Source organism: Streptomyces sp. NPDC093071 (assembly GCF_044754545.1).
Taxonomy (GTDB): Bacteria; Actinomycetota; Actinomycetes; order Streptomycetales; family Streptomycetaceae; genus Streptomyces.
In genome coordinates, this window is the sequence record NZ_JBIVPH010000001.1 from 21,833 (window position 1) to 37,780 (window position 15,948).

The 15,948-nt window shown below is 70.1% G+C and carries 13 protein-coding genes; 9 read left to right on the forward strand and 4 right to left on the reverse strand.

Features of this window, described 5'->3' with window-relative positions:
* The first annotated feature begins 44 nt into the window (after positions 1-44).
* The 5 genes from ACIQD7_RS00095 to ACIQD7_RS00115 all read left to right on the forward strand — a co-directional run bounded on the left by ACIQD7_RS00095 (position 45) and on the right by ACIQD7_RS00115 (position 4,271).
* On the forward strand, positions 45-1,592 hold the full coding sequence (locus ACIQD7_RS00095) for an ATP-binding protein (protein WP_402437831.1): 1,548 nt from the start codon (positions 45-47) through the stop codon (positions 1,590-1,592).
* A gap of 112 nt (positions 1,593-1,704) precedes the next feature.
* Positions 1,705-2,112, forward strand: coding sequence for a roadblock/LC7 domain-containing protein (locus ACIQD7_RS00100; protein ID WP_062759829.1), 408 nt, complete (start codon positions 1,705-1,707; stop codon positions 2,110-2,112).
* Positions 2,109-2,456 carry a DUF742 domain-containing protein gene (locus tag ACIQD7_RS00105; protein ID WP_062759828.1) on the forward strand — a complete coding sequence of 116 codons (348 nt, stop codon included), beginning with the start codon at positions 2,109-2,111 and terminating at the stop codon, positions 2,454-2,456. The genes ACIQD7_RS00100 and ACIQD7_RS00105 overlap by 4 nt, the downstream gene beginning before the upstream one ends.
* Entirely contained in the window at positions 2,437-3,054 is a 618-nt protein-coding gene (locus ACIQD7_RS00110) for a GTP-binding protein (RefSeq protein WP_402437835.1), read from the forward strand. Before ACIQD7_RS00105 ends, ACIQD7_RS00110 begins: the two co-directional genes overlap by 20 nt.
* A complete protein-coding gene (locus ACIQD7_RS00115) occupies positions 3,051-4,271 on the forward strand; it encodes a cytochrome P450 (RefSeq protein ID WP_402437838.1) in 1,221 nt (406 codons plus the stop codon). Before ACIQD7_RS00110 ends, ACIQD7_RS00115 begins: the two co-directional genes overlap by 4 nt.
* A 154-nt stretch (positions 4,272-4,425) precedes the next feature.
* Here the strand turns inward: ACIQD7_RS00115 and ACIQD7_RS00120 are convergent, their stop codons facing one another.
* Together ACIQD7_RS00120 and ACIQD7_RS00125 are read right to left on the reverse strand one after the other, a co-directional pair.
* The gene (locus ACIQD7_RS00120; RefSeq protein WP_381421535.1) at positions 4,426-5,226 is read right to left on the reverse strand and encodes an SDR family NAD(P)-dependent oxidoreductase; all 801 of its coding nucleotides are present in this window, start codon (positions 5,224-5,226) and stop codon (positions 4,426-4,428) included.
* 78 nt (positions 5,227-5,304) lie between these two features.
* A complete protein-coding gene (locus ACIQD7_RS00125; RefSeq protein ID WP_402437842.1) occupies positions 5,305-6,786 on the reverse strand; it encodes an aldehyde dehydrogenase family protein in 1,482 nt (493 codons plus the stop codon).
* Positions 6,787-6,955: 169 nt separating this feature from the next.
* Here ACIQD7_RS00125 and ACIQD7_RS00130 point away from each other — a divergent pair, with 169 nt between their 5' ends.
* Together ACIQD7_RS00130 and ACIQD7_RS00135 are read left to right on the forward strand one after the other, a co-directional pair.
* Complete coding sequence (locus ACIQD7_RS00130) at positions 6,956-8,134, forward strand: low temperature requirement protein A (protein ID WP_402437844.1); 1,179 nt, start codon at positions 6,956-6,958, stop codon at positions 8,132-8,134.
* Positions 8,135-8,225: 91 nt separating this feature from the next.
* Positions 8,226-8,915 (forward strand): GntR family transcriptional regulator, encoded by a 690-nt coding sequence (locus ACIQD7_RS00135; RefSeq protein WP_402437847.1) that lies wholly within the window; start codon positions 8,226-8,228, stop codon positions 8,913-8,915.
* A gap of 21 nt (positions 8,916-8,936) precedes the next feature.
* Here ACIQD7_RS00135 and ACIQD7_RS00140 read toward each other — a convergent pair whose 3' ends face one another.
* Entirely contained in the window at positions 8,937-10,544 is a 1,608-nt protein-coding gene (locus tag ACIQD7_RS00140; RefSeq protein ID WP_402437850.1) for a sigma-54-dependent Fis family transcriptional regulator, read from the reverse strand.
* A 296-nt stretch (positions 10,545-10,840) separates the two neighbouring features.
* Here ACIQD7_RS00140 and ACIQD7_RS00145 point away from each other — a divergent pair, with 296 nt between their 5' ends.
* Entirely contained in the window at positions 10,841-12,394 is a 1,554-nt protein-coding gene (locus ACIQD7_RS00145; protein ID WP_402437853.1) for an aldehyde dehydrogenase family protein, read from the forward strand.
* A 387-nt stretch (positions 12,395-12,781) separates the two neighbouring features.
* Positions 12,782-13,696 carry an alpha/beta hydrolase gene (locus ACIQD7_RS00150; protein ID WP_402437856.1) on the forward strand — a complete coding sequence of 305 codons (915 nt, stop codon included), beginning with the start codon at positions 12,782-12,784 and terminating at the stop codon, positions 13,694-13,696.
* A gap of 143 nt (positions 13,697-13,839) precedes the next feature.
* Here ACIQD7_RS00150 and ACIQD7_RS00155 read toward each other — a convergent pair whose 3' ends face one another.
* Positions 13,840-15,369, reverse strand: coding sequence for a beta-propeller fold lactonase family protein (locus tag ACIQD7_RS00155; protein ID WP_402437859.1), 1,530 nt, complete (start codon positions 15,367-15,369; stop codon positions 13,840-13,842).
* Positions 15,370-15,948 lie beyond the last annotated feature (579 nt).

Consider the following 15,948-nt stretch of genomic DNA (forward strand, 5'->3'; position numbering starts at 1 on the left):
CCACACGCTCCGGACCACCCCGAGAACGATCGAGGACATCCTCCATGACCGCCCCCCTGCCGACCGGCGAACGCTCTTCCCTGTCAGCCGTCGGTCTGCCCGCCCTCCTCACGACCGTGATGGCCGGTCTCTCCGTCACGGCCGCGGTCGTGGCGGCGCCGAGCGGATTTCAGGCACCGCTGGCCTGGAGCGGCGGGGCAGCCGCTCTGTTGCTGGGCATCGCCGTCGCGATGGCCGCGCACAGCTCCCGCTCGGCCCGGCTCGCCCGCCGCCGACTGGGCGCGGCGAAGCAGGAAGTGGCGCGACTCCGACACGAACAGAACCGCTCCGCCGAAGCGTTCGGCCGGGAACGCGCGGAACTCTTCGAGGAGTTCGGACGCGAACGAGCCCGAATCGTGGAGGAGTTCGCCCTGGACCGCAACCGGCTCACCGATGAGGTCGCCTCGGAGCGCGCCGGGCATTCCGGTGAACTCCTGCTCCAACGGGAGCGGTTCACCGCAGAGATCGACCGGCTCACCGAGGAGAACGCCCGTCTCGCCGAGGGCGCCCGGCGGGCGACCGCCGCCCGGGACGCCACCGTCACCGCCATCGCCGGTGTCGCGGGCCGCCTGCAGGCCCTGTTCACCGCCCTGCTCGCCGACCTGCGCGCGATGGAGGAGCGGTACACGGACGAGGAGGTGCTGGCCGACCTGCTCCACCTCGACCACAGCACCGCTCAGGGCGGCCGCCTCGCCGACTCGGTGGCCGTCCTGACGGGAGCCCGGTCCGGCCGTCGCTGGGCACGCCCGATCGGCATGGAGTCGATCCTGCGCGGCGCCATGGGCCGCATCAGCGGTTATCAGCGCGTCCGCGTCCACTCCACCAGTGAGGGAGCGGTGGCCGGGCACGCCGCCGAAGGCGTCATGCACGCCCTCGCCGAACTGATCGACAACGCGGCGAACTTCTCCCCGCCCAATGCCGAGGTCCACGTCTACGTCGAAGAGGTGTCCTCGGGAGTCGTGGTCTCCGTGGAGGACGCCGGCCTGATCATGAGCGATGCCCAGCTGCGCCGCGCCGAGCACGCGGTCTCCGGCGCGGTCGACGGGCTGGGGAGCCTCAGCGGCACCCGGCTCGGCCTGACGGTCGTGGGCCGCCTCGCCCGCAAGCACGGACTCACCGTCTCCTTCCGTCCGTCGGCCCGTGGCGGCACGAGCGCGCTGATGAGGGTTCCGCAGGAGATCCTGACCCGGCACCCGGCGAGCACACCGGGGGTCGCGACGCGGACTCCCGCCGTCGGAGCGCCTCTCGGCGAACCCCCGGTCACCGACGGGGCTCCTGCCGACTCCGAACGCCGTCCCCTCCACGTCGTCCGATCACTCCCGGAGGCCCTCGGCCCCGAGCCCTCCGCCGACGGGCCCGTGGACGGAGGGCTGCCGCGCCGCCGACGCGGTCACTCCCTCGCCGCCGCCGACGGAAACCGCACCCGCAGCGCCGCCGAACGGGACGAGCGAACGTCTGCCCCCAGAACCCGGACCGTCCGCTTCGGCAGCTTCCGCCAAGGGGTCCGCCGCACGCCGCCGTCGCCCGACGCCCCCGAGACAGCCGGCCTCTGAGACGCCCCGCGAACCGTCCGCCGTCCGACACCGGCCTCCTCGCCCCGGCAGCCCGGATCCCCAGTCGGGCGACGCCGCCGTACCTCTCCCATCCGGAAGGCAACCACACGTCATGACCCTCCCCACCACTGCCGACCAGAGGCTGACCTGGCTCGTCGAAGGCCTCCTGGAGCGCACTCCCGGCGCCCGGCACGCGCTCGTGTTGTCCCGGGACGGCCTGAAGCTCTGTCACACCCCCGGTCTCTCCGCGGATCAGGCCGATCAGCTCTCCGCCATCGCCGCCGGCATCCAGGCGCTGTCGCACGGTGCCTCCGTCGAGTTCGGCGACGGCAGCGGTGGAGTGCGCTCCGCCATGGCCGAGTTCTACGGCGGGGTCCTCTTCATCGTCGAGGCCGGCCAGGGCGCCCACCTCGCCCTGATCGCCGCGGAGGAGGCCGACGCCGGGCTCGTCGGGCACAACATGAGCGAACTCGTCGAGCAACTGGGCGAGCACCTGACGGCACCTCCGCGCGCGTCATGAGCCGCCCGGGCAGGGACGACTCCCCCGACCGGTTGTACATGCTCACGGGCGGGCGCAGCCGGGCCGACTCGGCGCACCGGTTCGACCTGGTGACCCTGGTGGTCGCCGAGTGCGCGCCGTCGCCCGGCATGCAGTCGGAGCACGCGGCCATCCTGCGGATGTGCGACCGCCCGGCGGCGGTCGTCGAGATCGCCGCCGAACTGCGACTGCCGGTGAACATCACGAAGATCCTGCTCTCCGACCTCCTCACGGCGGGCCGGGTGAGCGCCCGCCACCCCCGGGCGGCCTCGCTGCCCGATCCCCAGATCCTGGAACAGGTGCTCGTTGGACTCCGTAACCTCTGACATCCGCAAGCCGCTCGACAGCCGGGCCGACAACGGCCTGAAGATCGTGGTCGTCGGCGGGTTCGGCGTGGGCAAGACCACGCTGGTCCGATCGGTGAGCGAGATCCGTCCCCTCAGTACCGAGGAGACCATGACGCAGGCAAGCGAGGAGGTCGACGACCTGACCGGTGTCGGCGGCAAGTCCGCGACCACGGTCGCGTTCGACTTCGGCCGCATCACGCTGGACGCGCGCAACGTGCTGTACCTGTTCGGCGCGCCGGGACAGGAGCGGTTCTGGTTCCTGTGGGACCGGCTGTTCGCCGGCGCGCTGGGCGCGGTCGTCCTCGTCGACACCCGGCGCATCGACGACTCGTGGTACGCGATCGACCGGCTGGAACACCTCGGCCTGCCGTTCGTCGTCGCCTGCAACGACTTCGGCGGCCCGCGCCACTCGGCCGCCGAGGTGCGCGAGGCACTCGACCTCGAACCGTACGTCCCTCTGATCGACTGCGACGCGCGCACGCGTGAGTCCGGCAAGGAAGTGCTGATCACCCTGGTCGAGCACGTGCGGCACCTCCTCGGCGTCCCGGCCTCCGCCCCGACCGAGGAGCCGGTGTGACCCTTCCCCCCGTATCACTGAGCGGCCCCCGCTTCCAGGCGGATCCCATCGCCCTCTACCGGGAGCTGCGACGCGACCACGGTCCGGTGGTGCCGGTCGTGCTCGACGGCGACGTTCCGGCCTGGCTGGTGATCGGGTACCGCGAGTTGCACCAGCTCACCGGCGACCCCGTGCTGTTCACCCGCGACTCCCGGCTGTGGAACCAACTGGCCGCCCTTCCCACCGACTGGCCGCTGCTGCCGATCATCCTGCGCAGGATCCCGTTGGGCGAACCACCCACCGCGGACCGGCTGCGGGAGCGCTCCCGGGTGGGCAGTCGAGCCTTGGACGGCGTGGACCTCGTGGCGCTGCGCGTCCTCACCGAGAGGCTCGCCGACGAGCTGATCGACGCGGTGTGCGGCCGGGGCCGGGCCGACCTCGTCGCCGACTACGCGGTGCAGCTGCCACTGCGGGTCATCGTGGCCCTCTGCGGTTTCCCGGCGGGGCAGGGACCCGGCCTGGTGAAGGCGCTCGCCGACCTGATGGACGGGCAGGAGCGGGCGAACGACGGCCTGAGCCACCTGATCGGCTCCACCACCGAACTCCTGTCGGCCCGCCGGGCCCGTCCGGCGGACGACATGGTCTCGCGGATGATCGCGCAGGACAGCGGATTCAGCGATCTGGAGCTCGTCGAGGTCATTCTCGAGATCGTGGTCGCGGGTCACCAGTCGACCGCCGACTGGATCGGCAACTCGCTGCGGCTGATGCTCACGGAGGAGCGGTTCGCGGCCTCCCTCTTCGGTGGTCGCAGCAGTGTCTCGGAGGCGATGAACGAAGTCCTGTGGGAGGACACCCCGCTGCAGAACTGGCCCGGCCGCTGGGCGTCGCGCGACACCCGTCTCGGCGGCCGGCACATCCAGGCCGGCGATCTGCTGCTGCTCGGTGTCCAGGGCGCCAACCACGACCCTCACGTGCGGACGCCGGGCATCGCGCAGACCGGGGGCAACAACGCCCACTTCTCCTTCAGCCACGGCGAGCAGCGCTGCCCCTTCCGGGCGCAGGAAATGGCGGAGGTCATCGCGGGAACGGCCATCGAGGTGCTTCTGGACCGGCTGCCGGACATCGACCTGGCCGTACCGGCCGAAAGCCTCGCACGGCGCCCGTCGGTGTGGCTGCGGGGGCTCACGGCGCTGCCGGTGACCTTCACGCCCACTCCGCCCGTACGTTCCCCGTCCTGACGGAGAGGCGGGCTCCTTCCTCCACCGGAGCGTCCGCAGCCGGCCCGGCTGCGGACGCTCTTCTCGTGCGGTTCGTCCAGCCCTTCCGAAAACGAGGAACGCGGGCCGGACGCCCCTCAGGATGCGTCCGACCCGCGTCATCACGGGGACCCGGTCAGATCATCGCGCCACGGAGCGTCCGGCCGCCGTCGACGACGATCTGGGTGCCGGTCATGTACGAGGCGAGGTCGGAGGCCAGGAACAGGACCGCCTTCCCGATCTCGTCGGACGCGCCCATGCGACCCATCGGAACGCTCTTCGCGAACTGTGCGAGCACGTCGTCGTCGAGGGGCCCGAGACCGGGCGTGAGGATCCCGCCGGGGGCGACGTTGTTGACCTGGATGCCGTGGGGCGCGAGCTCCAGGGCCATGGTCTTGATCAGGCCGGCGACGCCGTGCTTGGAGGCGCCGTAGTGGGCCATGCCCTCCAGCGACGGGGTCAGGGACTCGATGGAGGAGACCGTGACGATCCGGCCGCCGCGGCCCTGCTCGATCATCTGGCGGGCGGCGGCCTGCGAACAGGCCATCACACCGAGGAGGTTGACCTCGATCGTGCGGCGCGCGAGGTCGAGGCTCGTCTCCAGGAAGGGCGAGATCTTGTAGACGCCCGCGTTGTTCACCAGGACGTCCAGGCCGCCGAAGGCCTCGACGGCGATGCGCACCATGGCGGCCGCGTCGTCCGCGCTGCTGACGTCGCCGACGGCGGTCCGGATCCGGTCCGATTCGAACCCGGCGGCGGCGGTCTCCGCCGCCTCCTTGTCGACGTCCGCGATCACGACATTCGCACCGGCCTCGTGAAGGCGCCGCACGATGCCGAGGCCGATGCCCATGGCACCGCCGGTGACGAGGGCGGTCTTGCCGCTCAGGTCCATCAGCTCGCCGATGGACACCGTCTCAGAAGAGGAAGAAGTGGTCATGGCCAAGAATTATCATGCATAAAATATTATGTCGATAGTTCGCGCACTGCATCCCGCGCACCTCGTCGAAATCCCTGCTCAGCGGTCGAGCAGGGTGACTACCGACTTGGTCTCCAGGTACTCCTCGACCGCCTCGGGGCCGTTCTCGCGGCCCCAGCCGGACTGCTTGTAGCCGCCGATGGGCATCTGAACGCCTCCGGCACGGTGCACGTTGATCCCGATCCGCCCGGCCCGGAGCCTGCGGGCGATCGTGTGGGCCCGCGCGACGTCCCTGGTCCACACGCTGCCCGCGAGACCGTAGACCGAGTCGTTGGCCCCGGCGACCGCCTCGGCGACGTCGGTGAACGGCATGGCCGCGAGCACGGGACCGAAGACCTCCTCGCGGACGACAGCCATCGACGGGTCGACGTCGGCCAGGACCGTGGGCTCGTAGAAGTACCCCTTCTCCCCCACCCGGGACCCTCCTCCCACCAGCCGGGCACCGTCCTTGACCGCACCGTCCACATGCCGGCTCACCCGGTCGAGGTGCCTCTGGGAGACCAGCGGTCCGAGGTCCACGTCCGGCTCGGTGCCATAGCCGATCCGGAGGGATCGGCCGTACTCGGCCACCCCCTCGACGACCTTGTCGAAGACGTCCTCGTGCGCGAAGAGGCGCGTCCCCGACGTACAGATCTGCCCGGTGTTCCAGAAGACGCCCATGGCGACCCCCGGGATCACCTCCGACAGGTCCGCGTCCGGCAGCACGATCACCGGGGACTTGCCGCCCAGTTCGAGTTGGAGCTTCTTGAGGTTGCCCGCCGCCGCCTCGACGATCATGCGGCCCACCTGGGTGGACCCGGTGAAGGAGACCTTGTCGACGTCCGGGTGCGCGGCCAGCGCCGCACCCGCGGCCGCCTTGCCGGTCACGACGTTCACCACGCCTTCGGGGACTCCGGCCTCCAGGAGCAGGCGCCCGATCGCCAGGGTCGTGAGCGGCGCCTCCTCCGACGGCTTGACCACGCACGCGCAGCCCGCCGCCAGCGCGGGTGCCAGTTTCTGGGAGGTCGCGATCATCGGCGCGTTCCAGGGGACGATCATGCCGACGACGCCGACGGGCTCCTTGAGAGTGACCCCCTGGAAGCGGCGTTCGGCGGGCCCGATCTCGACGCTCCTGCCGTGGATCTTGTCGGCCCAGCCGGCGAAGTAGCGGAACTGGTTCACCGCCTCGCCCAGCATCAACCGTGCCTGGGCCACCGGCATCCCCACGTCCAGGCTCTCCAGACGGGCGAGCTCGTCCGCGTGGGCCTCGAGGAGTTCGGAGACCCGCCATAGCACCACCGCCCTCTGGGCTCCGGAGAGCCGCAGCCAACGCTCGTCCCGGAACGCCTGGCGAGCGACCGCCACCGCCCTGTCGACGTCCTCGGTCCCGCCCTCCGGGACCCGGGCGACCACCTCACCCCTGCCGGGGTCCACCACCGCGAAGGTCTGCCCGGACCGCGCCGGGACCCATGCTCCGTTGACCAGCATGCGTCCCGGCACCACCAGCGGGTCGAGCCCCCGCGCCGCTCCGTCGACCGTCACTGCCCACGCTCCCTCGACATCCGCACCGCGCCGCACGCCGGTCTCGACGTAACAGCATTGGTTAATATTTTTTATATAATACGTATAGGTTTCTCGTCGCGGTAGCCTTCCCGAAACATGCCGCCTCGGCTCCCGTTCCCGCACGACCGGCCGACCTATCGTGAAGCGCATGCCCGACAGCGACACCCCCCACGAAAAGGCGATCCGGAGACAGGTCTCCCCCCTGGAGCTCTTCTTCGACCTGGTCTTCGTCTTCGCCGTCTCCCAACTCGCCCATCACCTGGTCGAGCACCTGACATGGAGGGGAGCCGCCGAGACCGCCGTCCTGCTGGTGGCGGTCTTCGGCACATGGGCGTTCACCAGCTTCGAGGCCACCCTGCTCGACATCACCCGACCGCGGACCCGGTTCACCGTGCTCGCCGTCATGGGCCTCGGCCTGTTCATGAACGCGGCGATCTCCCGCGCGTTCGCCGGCTCCGCCTGGCTGTTCGTGGTGCCGCTCCTGCTGATCATGATCAGCGTCCAGACCTTTGCCGCCCTCGGTGCTCCCACCCAGGACATGCGCCGCCACTATCAGCGCGGCCTGGTCTGGACTGCGACCTCCGCCCCGCTGTGGGTGGTCGGGGCCGCCCAGCCTCCGGAACCGCGGCTGTGGTGGTGGGCCGCGGCCGCGTTCATCGACCTGGCCGGCACCTGGCTCGCCCACCCGCTGCCCGGCCGGGTGCTGCGCTCCGCGCACCTCGACTTCGACGCCGAGCACATGCTCGAAAGGCTCCGGCTCTTCCTCATCCTCATGCTCGGCGAGACCGTCCTCACCATCGGCCGGACGATGACGGCGGTGACCGTCGACGTCCCGACCGTCCTGGCCTTCGCCGGCGTCTTCGTCGCACTGGTCTCCCTGTGGGCGGTGTACTTCGGAGGCGGCGAGGACGTCGTCGCCATGCACGTCGCGCGGACCAGCGACCCCATCCGTTCGGTGCGCTGGGGCATCAACGTCACCTACTGCGCACTGGCCGCCCTCGTCGCCGTCGCCGTCGCCAGCGAACTCGTCATCTCCCACCCCCACGACCGGGGCTCCGCCCCGCTGGTCCTGACCCTCTTCGGCGGCCCCGTCCTCTACCTCGCCTCCCAGGCCTGGTACTACCGCGCCACCACCCGGCAGGCCTGGGTCGAACGCCTGGCGGCCTGTGCCGCCTGTGTTCCCGCCGCCGTCGCCGGCCTCTGGCTGCCGTCCCTGGTCTCGCTCGCGCTGCTCGACCTGATCCTGGTGACGACGGCCGTGATCCTCTCCCGGGTGCACCGTCGGCTGGCCGACGCGCTCCGGAGCACCGACGGGGTTCCCACCTGAAAAAGCTCCTCACCGTCCGGGGAGGGCGGCGAAGAGGCTCCCTATATGATGTGTGCACGAAGATCGGCGGGCACAGGCGAACGGGGTACTCATGGCACGCGGCGACTCCAAGCGGCAGCAACTCTCGGAAGAAGTGGCGAGCTACGTCCGCGAGCTGATCATCTCCGGCAAGGTGCGGCCGGGTGACTTCCTGCGCATGGAGCCCATCGCCGAAGCCGTGGGCGTCAGCAACACGCCGGTCCGCGAGGGCCTGCTCGCCCTGAGCAGCGAGGGCTTCATCGAACTGGTCCCCCGTCGTGGCTTCGTCGTCACCCCGTTCACCCAGCAGGACGTGCGCGACCTGTTCTGGGTCCAGGCCCAGCTCGGCGGCGAACTGGCCGCCCGGGCCGCGAAGAACATCACCCCCGAGCAGCTCGACGAGCTCGAGGCGATCGTCAAGAAGCAGGACGCGGCCATCAAGGACGGCGACGAGGACGCCACGGTCGAGTACGGCCACGCCTTCCACCGTCTGATCAACCTCGCCGCCGACTCCCACCGCCTCGCCCTGCTGCTCCGATCCGTCGTCCGGCACCTGCCGAACCGCTTCTACATCTCCATCGAGGGCCGGACGTCCGCCACCCGTGAGGAACACCCGCTCATCCTCGAGGCGCTCCGCAGGCGCAGCGCGAAGATGGCGCGTTCGCTGATGGAACAGCACATCCTGGAGAGCGCCGACCACCTCATCGAGATGCTGGAGGCCCGCGGCCTCTGGCAGGAGGAGCGGGAGGAAGCCGCCTCCTGACCGTGCCGCCCCGGCGAACGGTCAGGTGATGCGCAGCGCCCGCATGCGGTTGTAGAGCGTCGACCTGCTCACTCCGAGGGCGCGGGCCGCCCGGAGCTTGTTCCCGCCGGCGGCCTCGATGGCGGCGACGATGACCTCCCTCTCCGCCTGGCGGAACGGCGAGGCGGGTGCGGGCGCCTCCCGGTGCGAAGCGGGCAGGTCCGCCGGAACGATGTCCCCCGTCGTACGGGTCCCGGCGACGGTCTGGATCACCCGGCGCAGCTCGGCGAGGTTGCCAGGCCACGGCTGCATCGCGAGGACGCGCAGGCTGTCCGCGGTCAGCCGGGGGCGACCGGGGGCTCCCAGGTCCGCCAGCATCCGCTCCGCCAGCCGGGGAACCTCGTACGGCCGCCGACGCAGCGGGATGAGGTCGCGGCGCGCGTTGCACAGCGCGACCAGAGAGGCGTGCGCCTTGTCCAAGTGCTCGCCGGGCGTCGAGGTCAGGACCGTCCTGCGCCGCGTGTGACGCAGGCGGGTGGCAAGCAGCGCCGTCACGGGCTCGGACAGGAGCTGGACGTTCTCGACGATCAGCGGCGGACCTTCGTACGCCAGGAGCTCCGTCATGCCGGCGATCCACTCCGGTTCCCCCTGACGGAGGACGTCCGTCGCGTCCAGGGTGCTCGCGTCCCGCCCCGCGAGCTGCCGTGCCTCGGTGGTCCGTCCGCTGCCCGGCTCTCCCACGACGAGCAGCGGCCAGCCGAGTGCCGCCCGCTTTCCGCCCGTGCGGGAGGATCCGGTCTCCTCGGGGACGATGTCGACGAGGACACCGTCGGCACCCTCGACCGGTGTGCAGCGGAGGGTGACCGTTCGGCCGGAGAGCAGGGGCAGCCGATGCGTTGCCCCTCCTTTCGCCCGCGTACCCTCCACACAGGCCTGTACGGCGGCGTGATCGGCCGGTTCGAGCAGAGCGAGGGTCGGCGGGGTGGCGAGGACCAGACCGTGCCCTACGACGAGCACGCTGCGCCGGGGGTTGCGCGAAGCCTCCTGGAAGGCCGCGAGCAGCAGCTGCTGGTGACGGGTCGCGTCGAGGAGGAGACGCTCCTCGACGTCTCGGACCATGCGCCGCACGAACGGTGGGACCAGCCCGTGTTCGTCTCCCCGGATTCCGCCGAGGTTGAGGACGCCTTCGAGGCGGCGGGTGATCGGGTGGACGACCGGATGTCCGTAACAGTCGAACCGCCGGAACGCCTCCATGAAGTGCTCGTCGCTGCGGAGCATCAGCGGCTCCCGGATCTCCAGTGGTGTACCGACCGCGTTGGTGCCGATCCGGTCCTCGCCCAAGTGTGCGCCCTGGGTGATCCCGATGTCGTCGAGGGCGCCTCGCATCGACCTGTCCTCCGAGTGGACGGACAGCAGGCGCGCCTCGCGGTCGGCGAGGACGAGGGTCATCGCCGTGTCGGCCAGTTCGGCCCGTGCCTGTGCGAGGACCGGCCCGGCCGCTCGGGCCAGACTGCCGTCCTTGGCCACCGGGCCGTGGACCAGAAACGGTTTGTCGTCCTCGCACAGGCCGCTCAACCGCGACCTCACCCACGAGGACTCGACGTCGGGCCTGGCCCGTCCGGCATCGATTTCCTGGGAAGTGGTGTGCATTCGGGGCCTCCTCCGGTCCGTTCCCCGTGCCTCGGCGCGTGGCAGGCTCCGACCTCCCACGCCCTGGTCGGGTCATTGGATCCGGGACGTCCTCCGTTGGGAAGGTCCGGGAGCGCGAGTGTCCAGGAATCTGTACACCTTCCCACGAGCGCTCAGGGAGAGGGGGCCACAGCGGATCCCGTCGCCCTGGTACGTCCGGCTGTGCAGATTCCTGGACACCGAGGCGAAGGATTCGTTCCTAGCGTGGTGGCGAAGCCGCCGGCACGACGCTCGACGGCACGACCAGACAGGAGCACATGGTGGCCACTGTGACGACTGGGGGCCCCTCCGTGGAGCGGGAGGGCACTCCTCACTACCGCATGTACATCGGCGGCGAATGGGTGGACTCGGACGATCGTTACGAGCTGATCAGTCCCGCCACCGAGGAAGTCTTCGCCACCGCGGCCAAGGGCGGTACGGACCACGCGGACGCGGCGGTCGCCGCCGCGAGCCGGGCTTTCGAGGAGGGGGCGTGGCGCAACACGCCTCCGCTCGAACGGGCCGCGGTCCTGGACCGGGTGATCGCGGCCGTCACCGCGCGCATGGACGAGTTCACGGAGATCGGCGTCCGCGAGTGCGGTTTCCCCCAGCGCCTGTCGCAGGCCATCTGCGTCGGCTTCCCGCTCGCGCACATGCAGCACTACGCGGACCTGACCCGTACGTACGCCTGGGAGCGCCCGGGCCCCGTCACCGGCATGGTGCTGAGCACCCAGCTCGTCCGCCGGGAGCCGATCGGAGTCTGTGTCGGCATCGTGCCGTGGAACTTCCCCCTGATCATCGCGGTCTGGAAGACGTTCCCCGCGCTCGCCGCCGGCAACAGCGTGGTGCTCAAGGTGGACGAGAAGACGCCCGTCGCCGCTCTCGAGATGGCCGCCATCCTGCGCGACGCCGGGCTTCCGGCCGGTGCGTTCAACGTGGTCACCGGTGACGGCGAGACGGTCGGCGCCCACCTCGTCCGCCACCCGGACGTGCGGAAGGTGTCCTTCACCGGTTCCACCGCCGTCGGCCGTCAGGTGATGCGCAACGCGTCGGACACCATCAAGAAGGTCACCCTCGAACTCGGCGGCAAGGGACCGAACATCGTCCTCGACGACGCCGACCTGGACGCGGCGGTCGACGGCTCGATCTACGCGTTCCTGCTCCACGCCGGCCAGGCCTGCGAGTCCGGCACCCGGCTGCTGCTCCCCTCGTCCCTGCACGACGAGTTCGTGGAGCGGCTGACCGCGCGTCTGAAGACGCTGAAGGTGGGCGACCCGTTCGACCCTGCGACCGACATCGGCCCCGTGATGTCCGCCGTGCAGCGCGACCGGATCCTGGGCTACATCGAGAGCGGCAAGCAGGAGGGCGCCACCGTGGCCCACGGCGGCGGAACTCCGCAGGGACCGGGTTACGAGAAGGGCTTCTGGGTCGAGCCGACCGTGTTCACCGGTGTCCGCAACGACATGTGCATCGCGCGCGAGGAGATCTTCGGCCCGGTGCTGTCCGTGATCTCGTACGACTCCGTCGACGAAGCCGTCAAGATCGCCAATGACACGGAGTACGGCCTGTCCGCCGGCGTGTGGAGCCAGGACGTGCCGCGCGCCCTGGAGGTGGCCGGCCGGCTCCAGGCCGGTTCGGTCTGGATCAACGACTGGCACAACATCTCTCAGCACATGCCGTTCGGTGGCTTCAAGCAGAGCGGCGTGGGTCGTGAGCTCGGTGCGGACGCCCTCGACGATTTCACGGAGCAGAAGGCCATCACGATCGACCTGACTGGTCGGGTGGACCGCCGTGCCTACGGCCTGGTTCTCAGCACGCCGCCCAACGCCTGAAAGAACAGGCTCGCTTGCCATCGAAACAAGGGCAAGTGGCCATTCTGACAGTCTATTTGACCACGGCGTCGCACTGGGGAAGGGCGACGTCGTGCGGTGAGGAGCCGTCACGCCGGCCGGCTCCCGCCCGACGAGCCGATCCGGTCGTCCCGGGGGAGGGGCGCCGGATCGGCTCGTACGCGTACGTTCGACAGGTGAACGGCCCTCCATGCCATGCATGGGGGGCCCGCCGTGTCCCAGGACACGTTCCGCCCCTTTTCCGTTCTCGTGGGGCATGTGAGTCTCGATGTGTGGCCGTCCGGTCCGGAAGCGACACCCCAGGCGCTCGGCCGGACGGTCCTCTTCCCTAATACATCGTCCACGGACGTTAAGGACACAGCACAGCTCATGAAGACGAACGTCACCTTCCCCAGTGCGGGTCTGAACCTGGCCGGCATCCTGTTCACTCCCGACTCCCACACCGGCCAGGCGATCCCTGCGGTCGTGGTCTCCCATCCCGGTGGCGGGGTGAAGGAGCAGACCGCCAGCGTCTACGCCGAGCGTCTGGCGCGTGAGGGTTTCGCCGCCCTGGTCTTCGACGCCGCCTATCAGGGCGACTCCGAGGGCCTGCCGCGCGGTCTGGAGAACCCCTTCCAGCGCGCCGAGGACGTCCGGGCCGCGGTCACCTACCTGACCACCCGCGACGACATCGACGCCTCCCGGATCGGCGCGCTCGGCATCTGCGCCTCCGGCGGCTACGTCCCCTTCGCCGCCCAGACCGACCACCGCATCAAGGCCGTCGCCACCGTCTCCGCCGTCGACATCCGCGACCTGCTCGTCAACGGCCTGGGCCGCACCCAGGGCCCCGAGGTCCTGCAGTCCCTCCTCGAGCAGGCCGGTGCCCTGCGCACCGCCGAGGCCGCCGGCGAGGCGCCCGCCACCCTCACCTGGGCCCCCGAGAGCCCCGAAGGCCTCGAAGAAGCCCCGGTCCTCTACCGCGAGGCCCAGGACTACTACCGCACCCCCCGCGGCGGCCACTGCAACTCCACCAACCAGTGGGTCCTGCGCAGCATCGACCAGATCGCCCAGTACGACTCCTACGCCATGATCCACCTCATCGCCCCCCGCCCGCTGCTGATGATCGTCGGCTCCGAAGCCGACACCGCCTACTTCAGCCGCGAAGCCGTCACCAAGGCCGGCGCCAACGCCGAACTCTTCGTCATCGACGGCGCCACCCACGTCGCCCTCTACGACCAGGACGAACACGTCACCCCCGCCACCACCAAGCTCACCGACTTCTACATCACCCACCTCACCCGCTGAAAAGTTGTGAGGCGGAGGGCTTGACCCCTCACAAAGCACTCTGTTCCCCCGTCGTCGCATGACGGGGGAACAGAGTGCTTTTTCGTTTTTCAGAATTCAGCGGAAACCTTTCGGTGCCGCTGGAATTCAGTTCGCGACGACAGTCAGTCGAGGTTGACGACCGTCGACGCGGCGGCCTTCGTACCGCCGTTGCAGGACACGACCTGGCCGTTGAAGATCCGGTCGTCCGAGCAGCCCTCGTCGTCGACGACGGTGACGGTGACGGTCCGCGAGCCGGTCTGCGCGAAGGTGTGGGTGACCTCCGGGCCGGTCGTGGTGGCGGTGGTGCCGTCGCCGAAGTTCCACTCGTAGCGGACGACCGAACCGTCGGGGTCGGTGGAGCCCGAGGCGGTGAAGACGCCGGTCCGACCGCCGCTGTAGAGGGTGTTGATCTTGGCGACCGGCCCCTGGTTCGGGGTGATGACGCTGGTCGGACCGTCGGCGAAGAAGATGCCGGTGTCCGTGGCCGGGTGGCTGGTCCGGGCCAGGCTGCCGTCCACCGGGTCGATCGCGAAGCTGTGGACCTTCGTGGTCAGGCTGAGGGCCAGGACGTCGACGTCGAAGAGGCGGCGAGCGTCCGGGCTGAGCACGACGCGGCCGGGCATGGTGTTGGCCGGGCCGGGGTAGGGCGAGCCGGCGAGCGGGGTGAGCGAGCCGTCGTCCGCGATCGAGTAACCGGAGATCTTGTTGCTGCCGGCTTCGGGGAGGTACATCCGCTTGGAGTCCGGGGTGACGGCTCCACCGTGCGGCAGGTTGCCCGACTTGTAGGGGGAACCGGGCGTCGGGGTCAGGGTGCCGTCGGCCGCGATGGCGAACCCGGAGATGTTGTTGCCCTGCTCGTTGGTCGTGTACAGGAAGCGGCCGTCGGGGGTGACGTTGGGCAGGGCGGGCCCGTTGCCCGTGGGGACCGGCTCGCTGAGCTGGGTGAGGGAGCCGTCCGCGGCCGTGCGGTAGGGGGTGACGTTGCTGGAGTTGAAGTTGGATGCGTACACGGTGCGGCCGTCGGTGGACACGACCGGGAGGCTCATGTAGCTGGTACCCGGGATGGTGGCGGGCCGGCCGATCTTGGCCAGGGTGCCGTCCTGGGCGACGGCGATGCTGTTCATGGTGCCGCTGGTCTGACCGCCGACAGTGGCGTAGAGCCGGGTGCCGTCGGGGGAGAAGGCCACGCCGAGGACCGCCGCGTCGTACTGGGCGACGGCCCCGGGGATGGCGGACAGGGCGCCGTTGGTGCCGATGGCGAAGCCCTTGACCCACTTCTTCGACAGGCTGGTGACGTAGGCCCTCTTGCCGTCGGGCGAAACGACGACCGAGAAGCCGGTGTCGGCGGCGAACGGGGAGCCCGCCACCTTGGTCAGCGCGCCGTCGCGGGAGACGCCGTACACCGCGATGTGGCCGCTGCCGGTGCTGCCGACGAGCATGAAACGACCGGGGGCGCCCGCGCTGAGCGAGGACGACTGGGTGCCGGAGGAGAACAGCCCGGCGGACGGCGCGCCCACCGCGGTGCTCGGCGTCAGCAGGGCGGTCGCGGCGAGCGCGGCGACGGCCGACGCGGTGAACGCGTTCCGGGTCGAGCGTCGGGGCGCCGTACCGCGCCCTCGGTTTCCTGCAGCGGCATTCTTGAAAAGACTCACGGGAATTCTCACCTCAGGGGGTTGCGCCTCGGAACCTTTCCGGCGGCTGAAGCAATTAAGAAAGGTTCCGGAACGCACTGGAAGCCCCTCGGGCGGGTCTGTACAGAAGGTTGGACACCAAACCCAGCAGCAGAGGACAAAGCACTTTTCCCGTCACACAACGGGAAGGAATGCGAGTCGGCCGAGACACCGGAGCTCGCATCCCGGGCAGCGTGGACGAGGCGCGCCGAACCGAAGAACCGGGCGACACGACACCACTCCCACGGGAAGGGCCCTCCTGGCCAACCGCGTCACTGAACGCCGACACGCCCTCGGCAGCATCCGCACCCGTACGCGTACGCCTTCGGCGTCGATAACTTCGCCATGCCGCGCACATGCAAGGCTGATCCGCCGGACGCGGGGCTGACGCCACGTCAGGAAAGTCAGCAAAAGGTCAGCATCGATCCGATCGAACCTTGACGCACAAGCCCGAACACGAGACTCGACATGCCTCCTCTCGAGCTCAGCAGACCCCCCGAGCTCGAGTACAGGACAGGGTGTGGATCGAGGTTCCCGGCATGGCGGCAGTCAGCAGGGGTA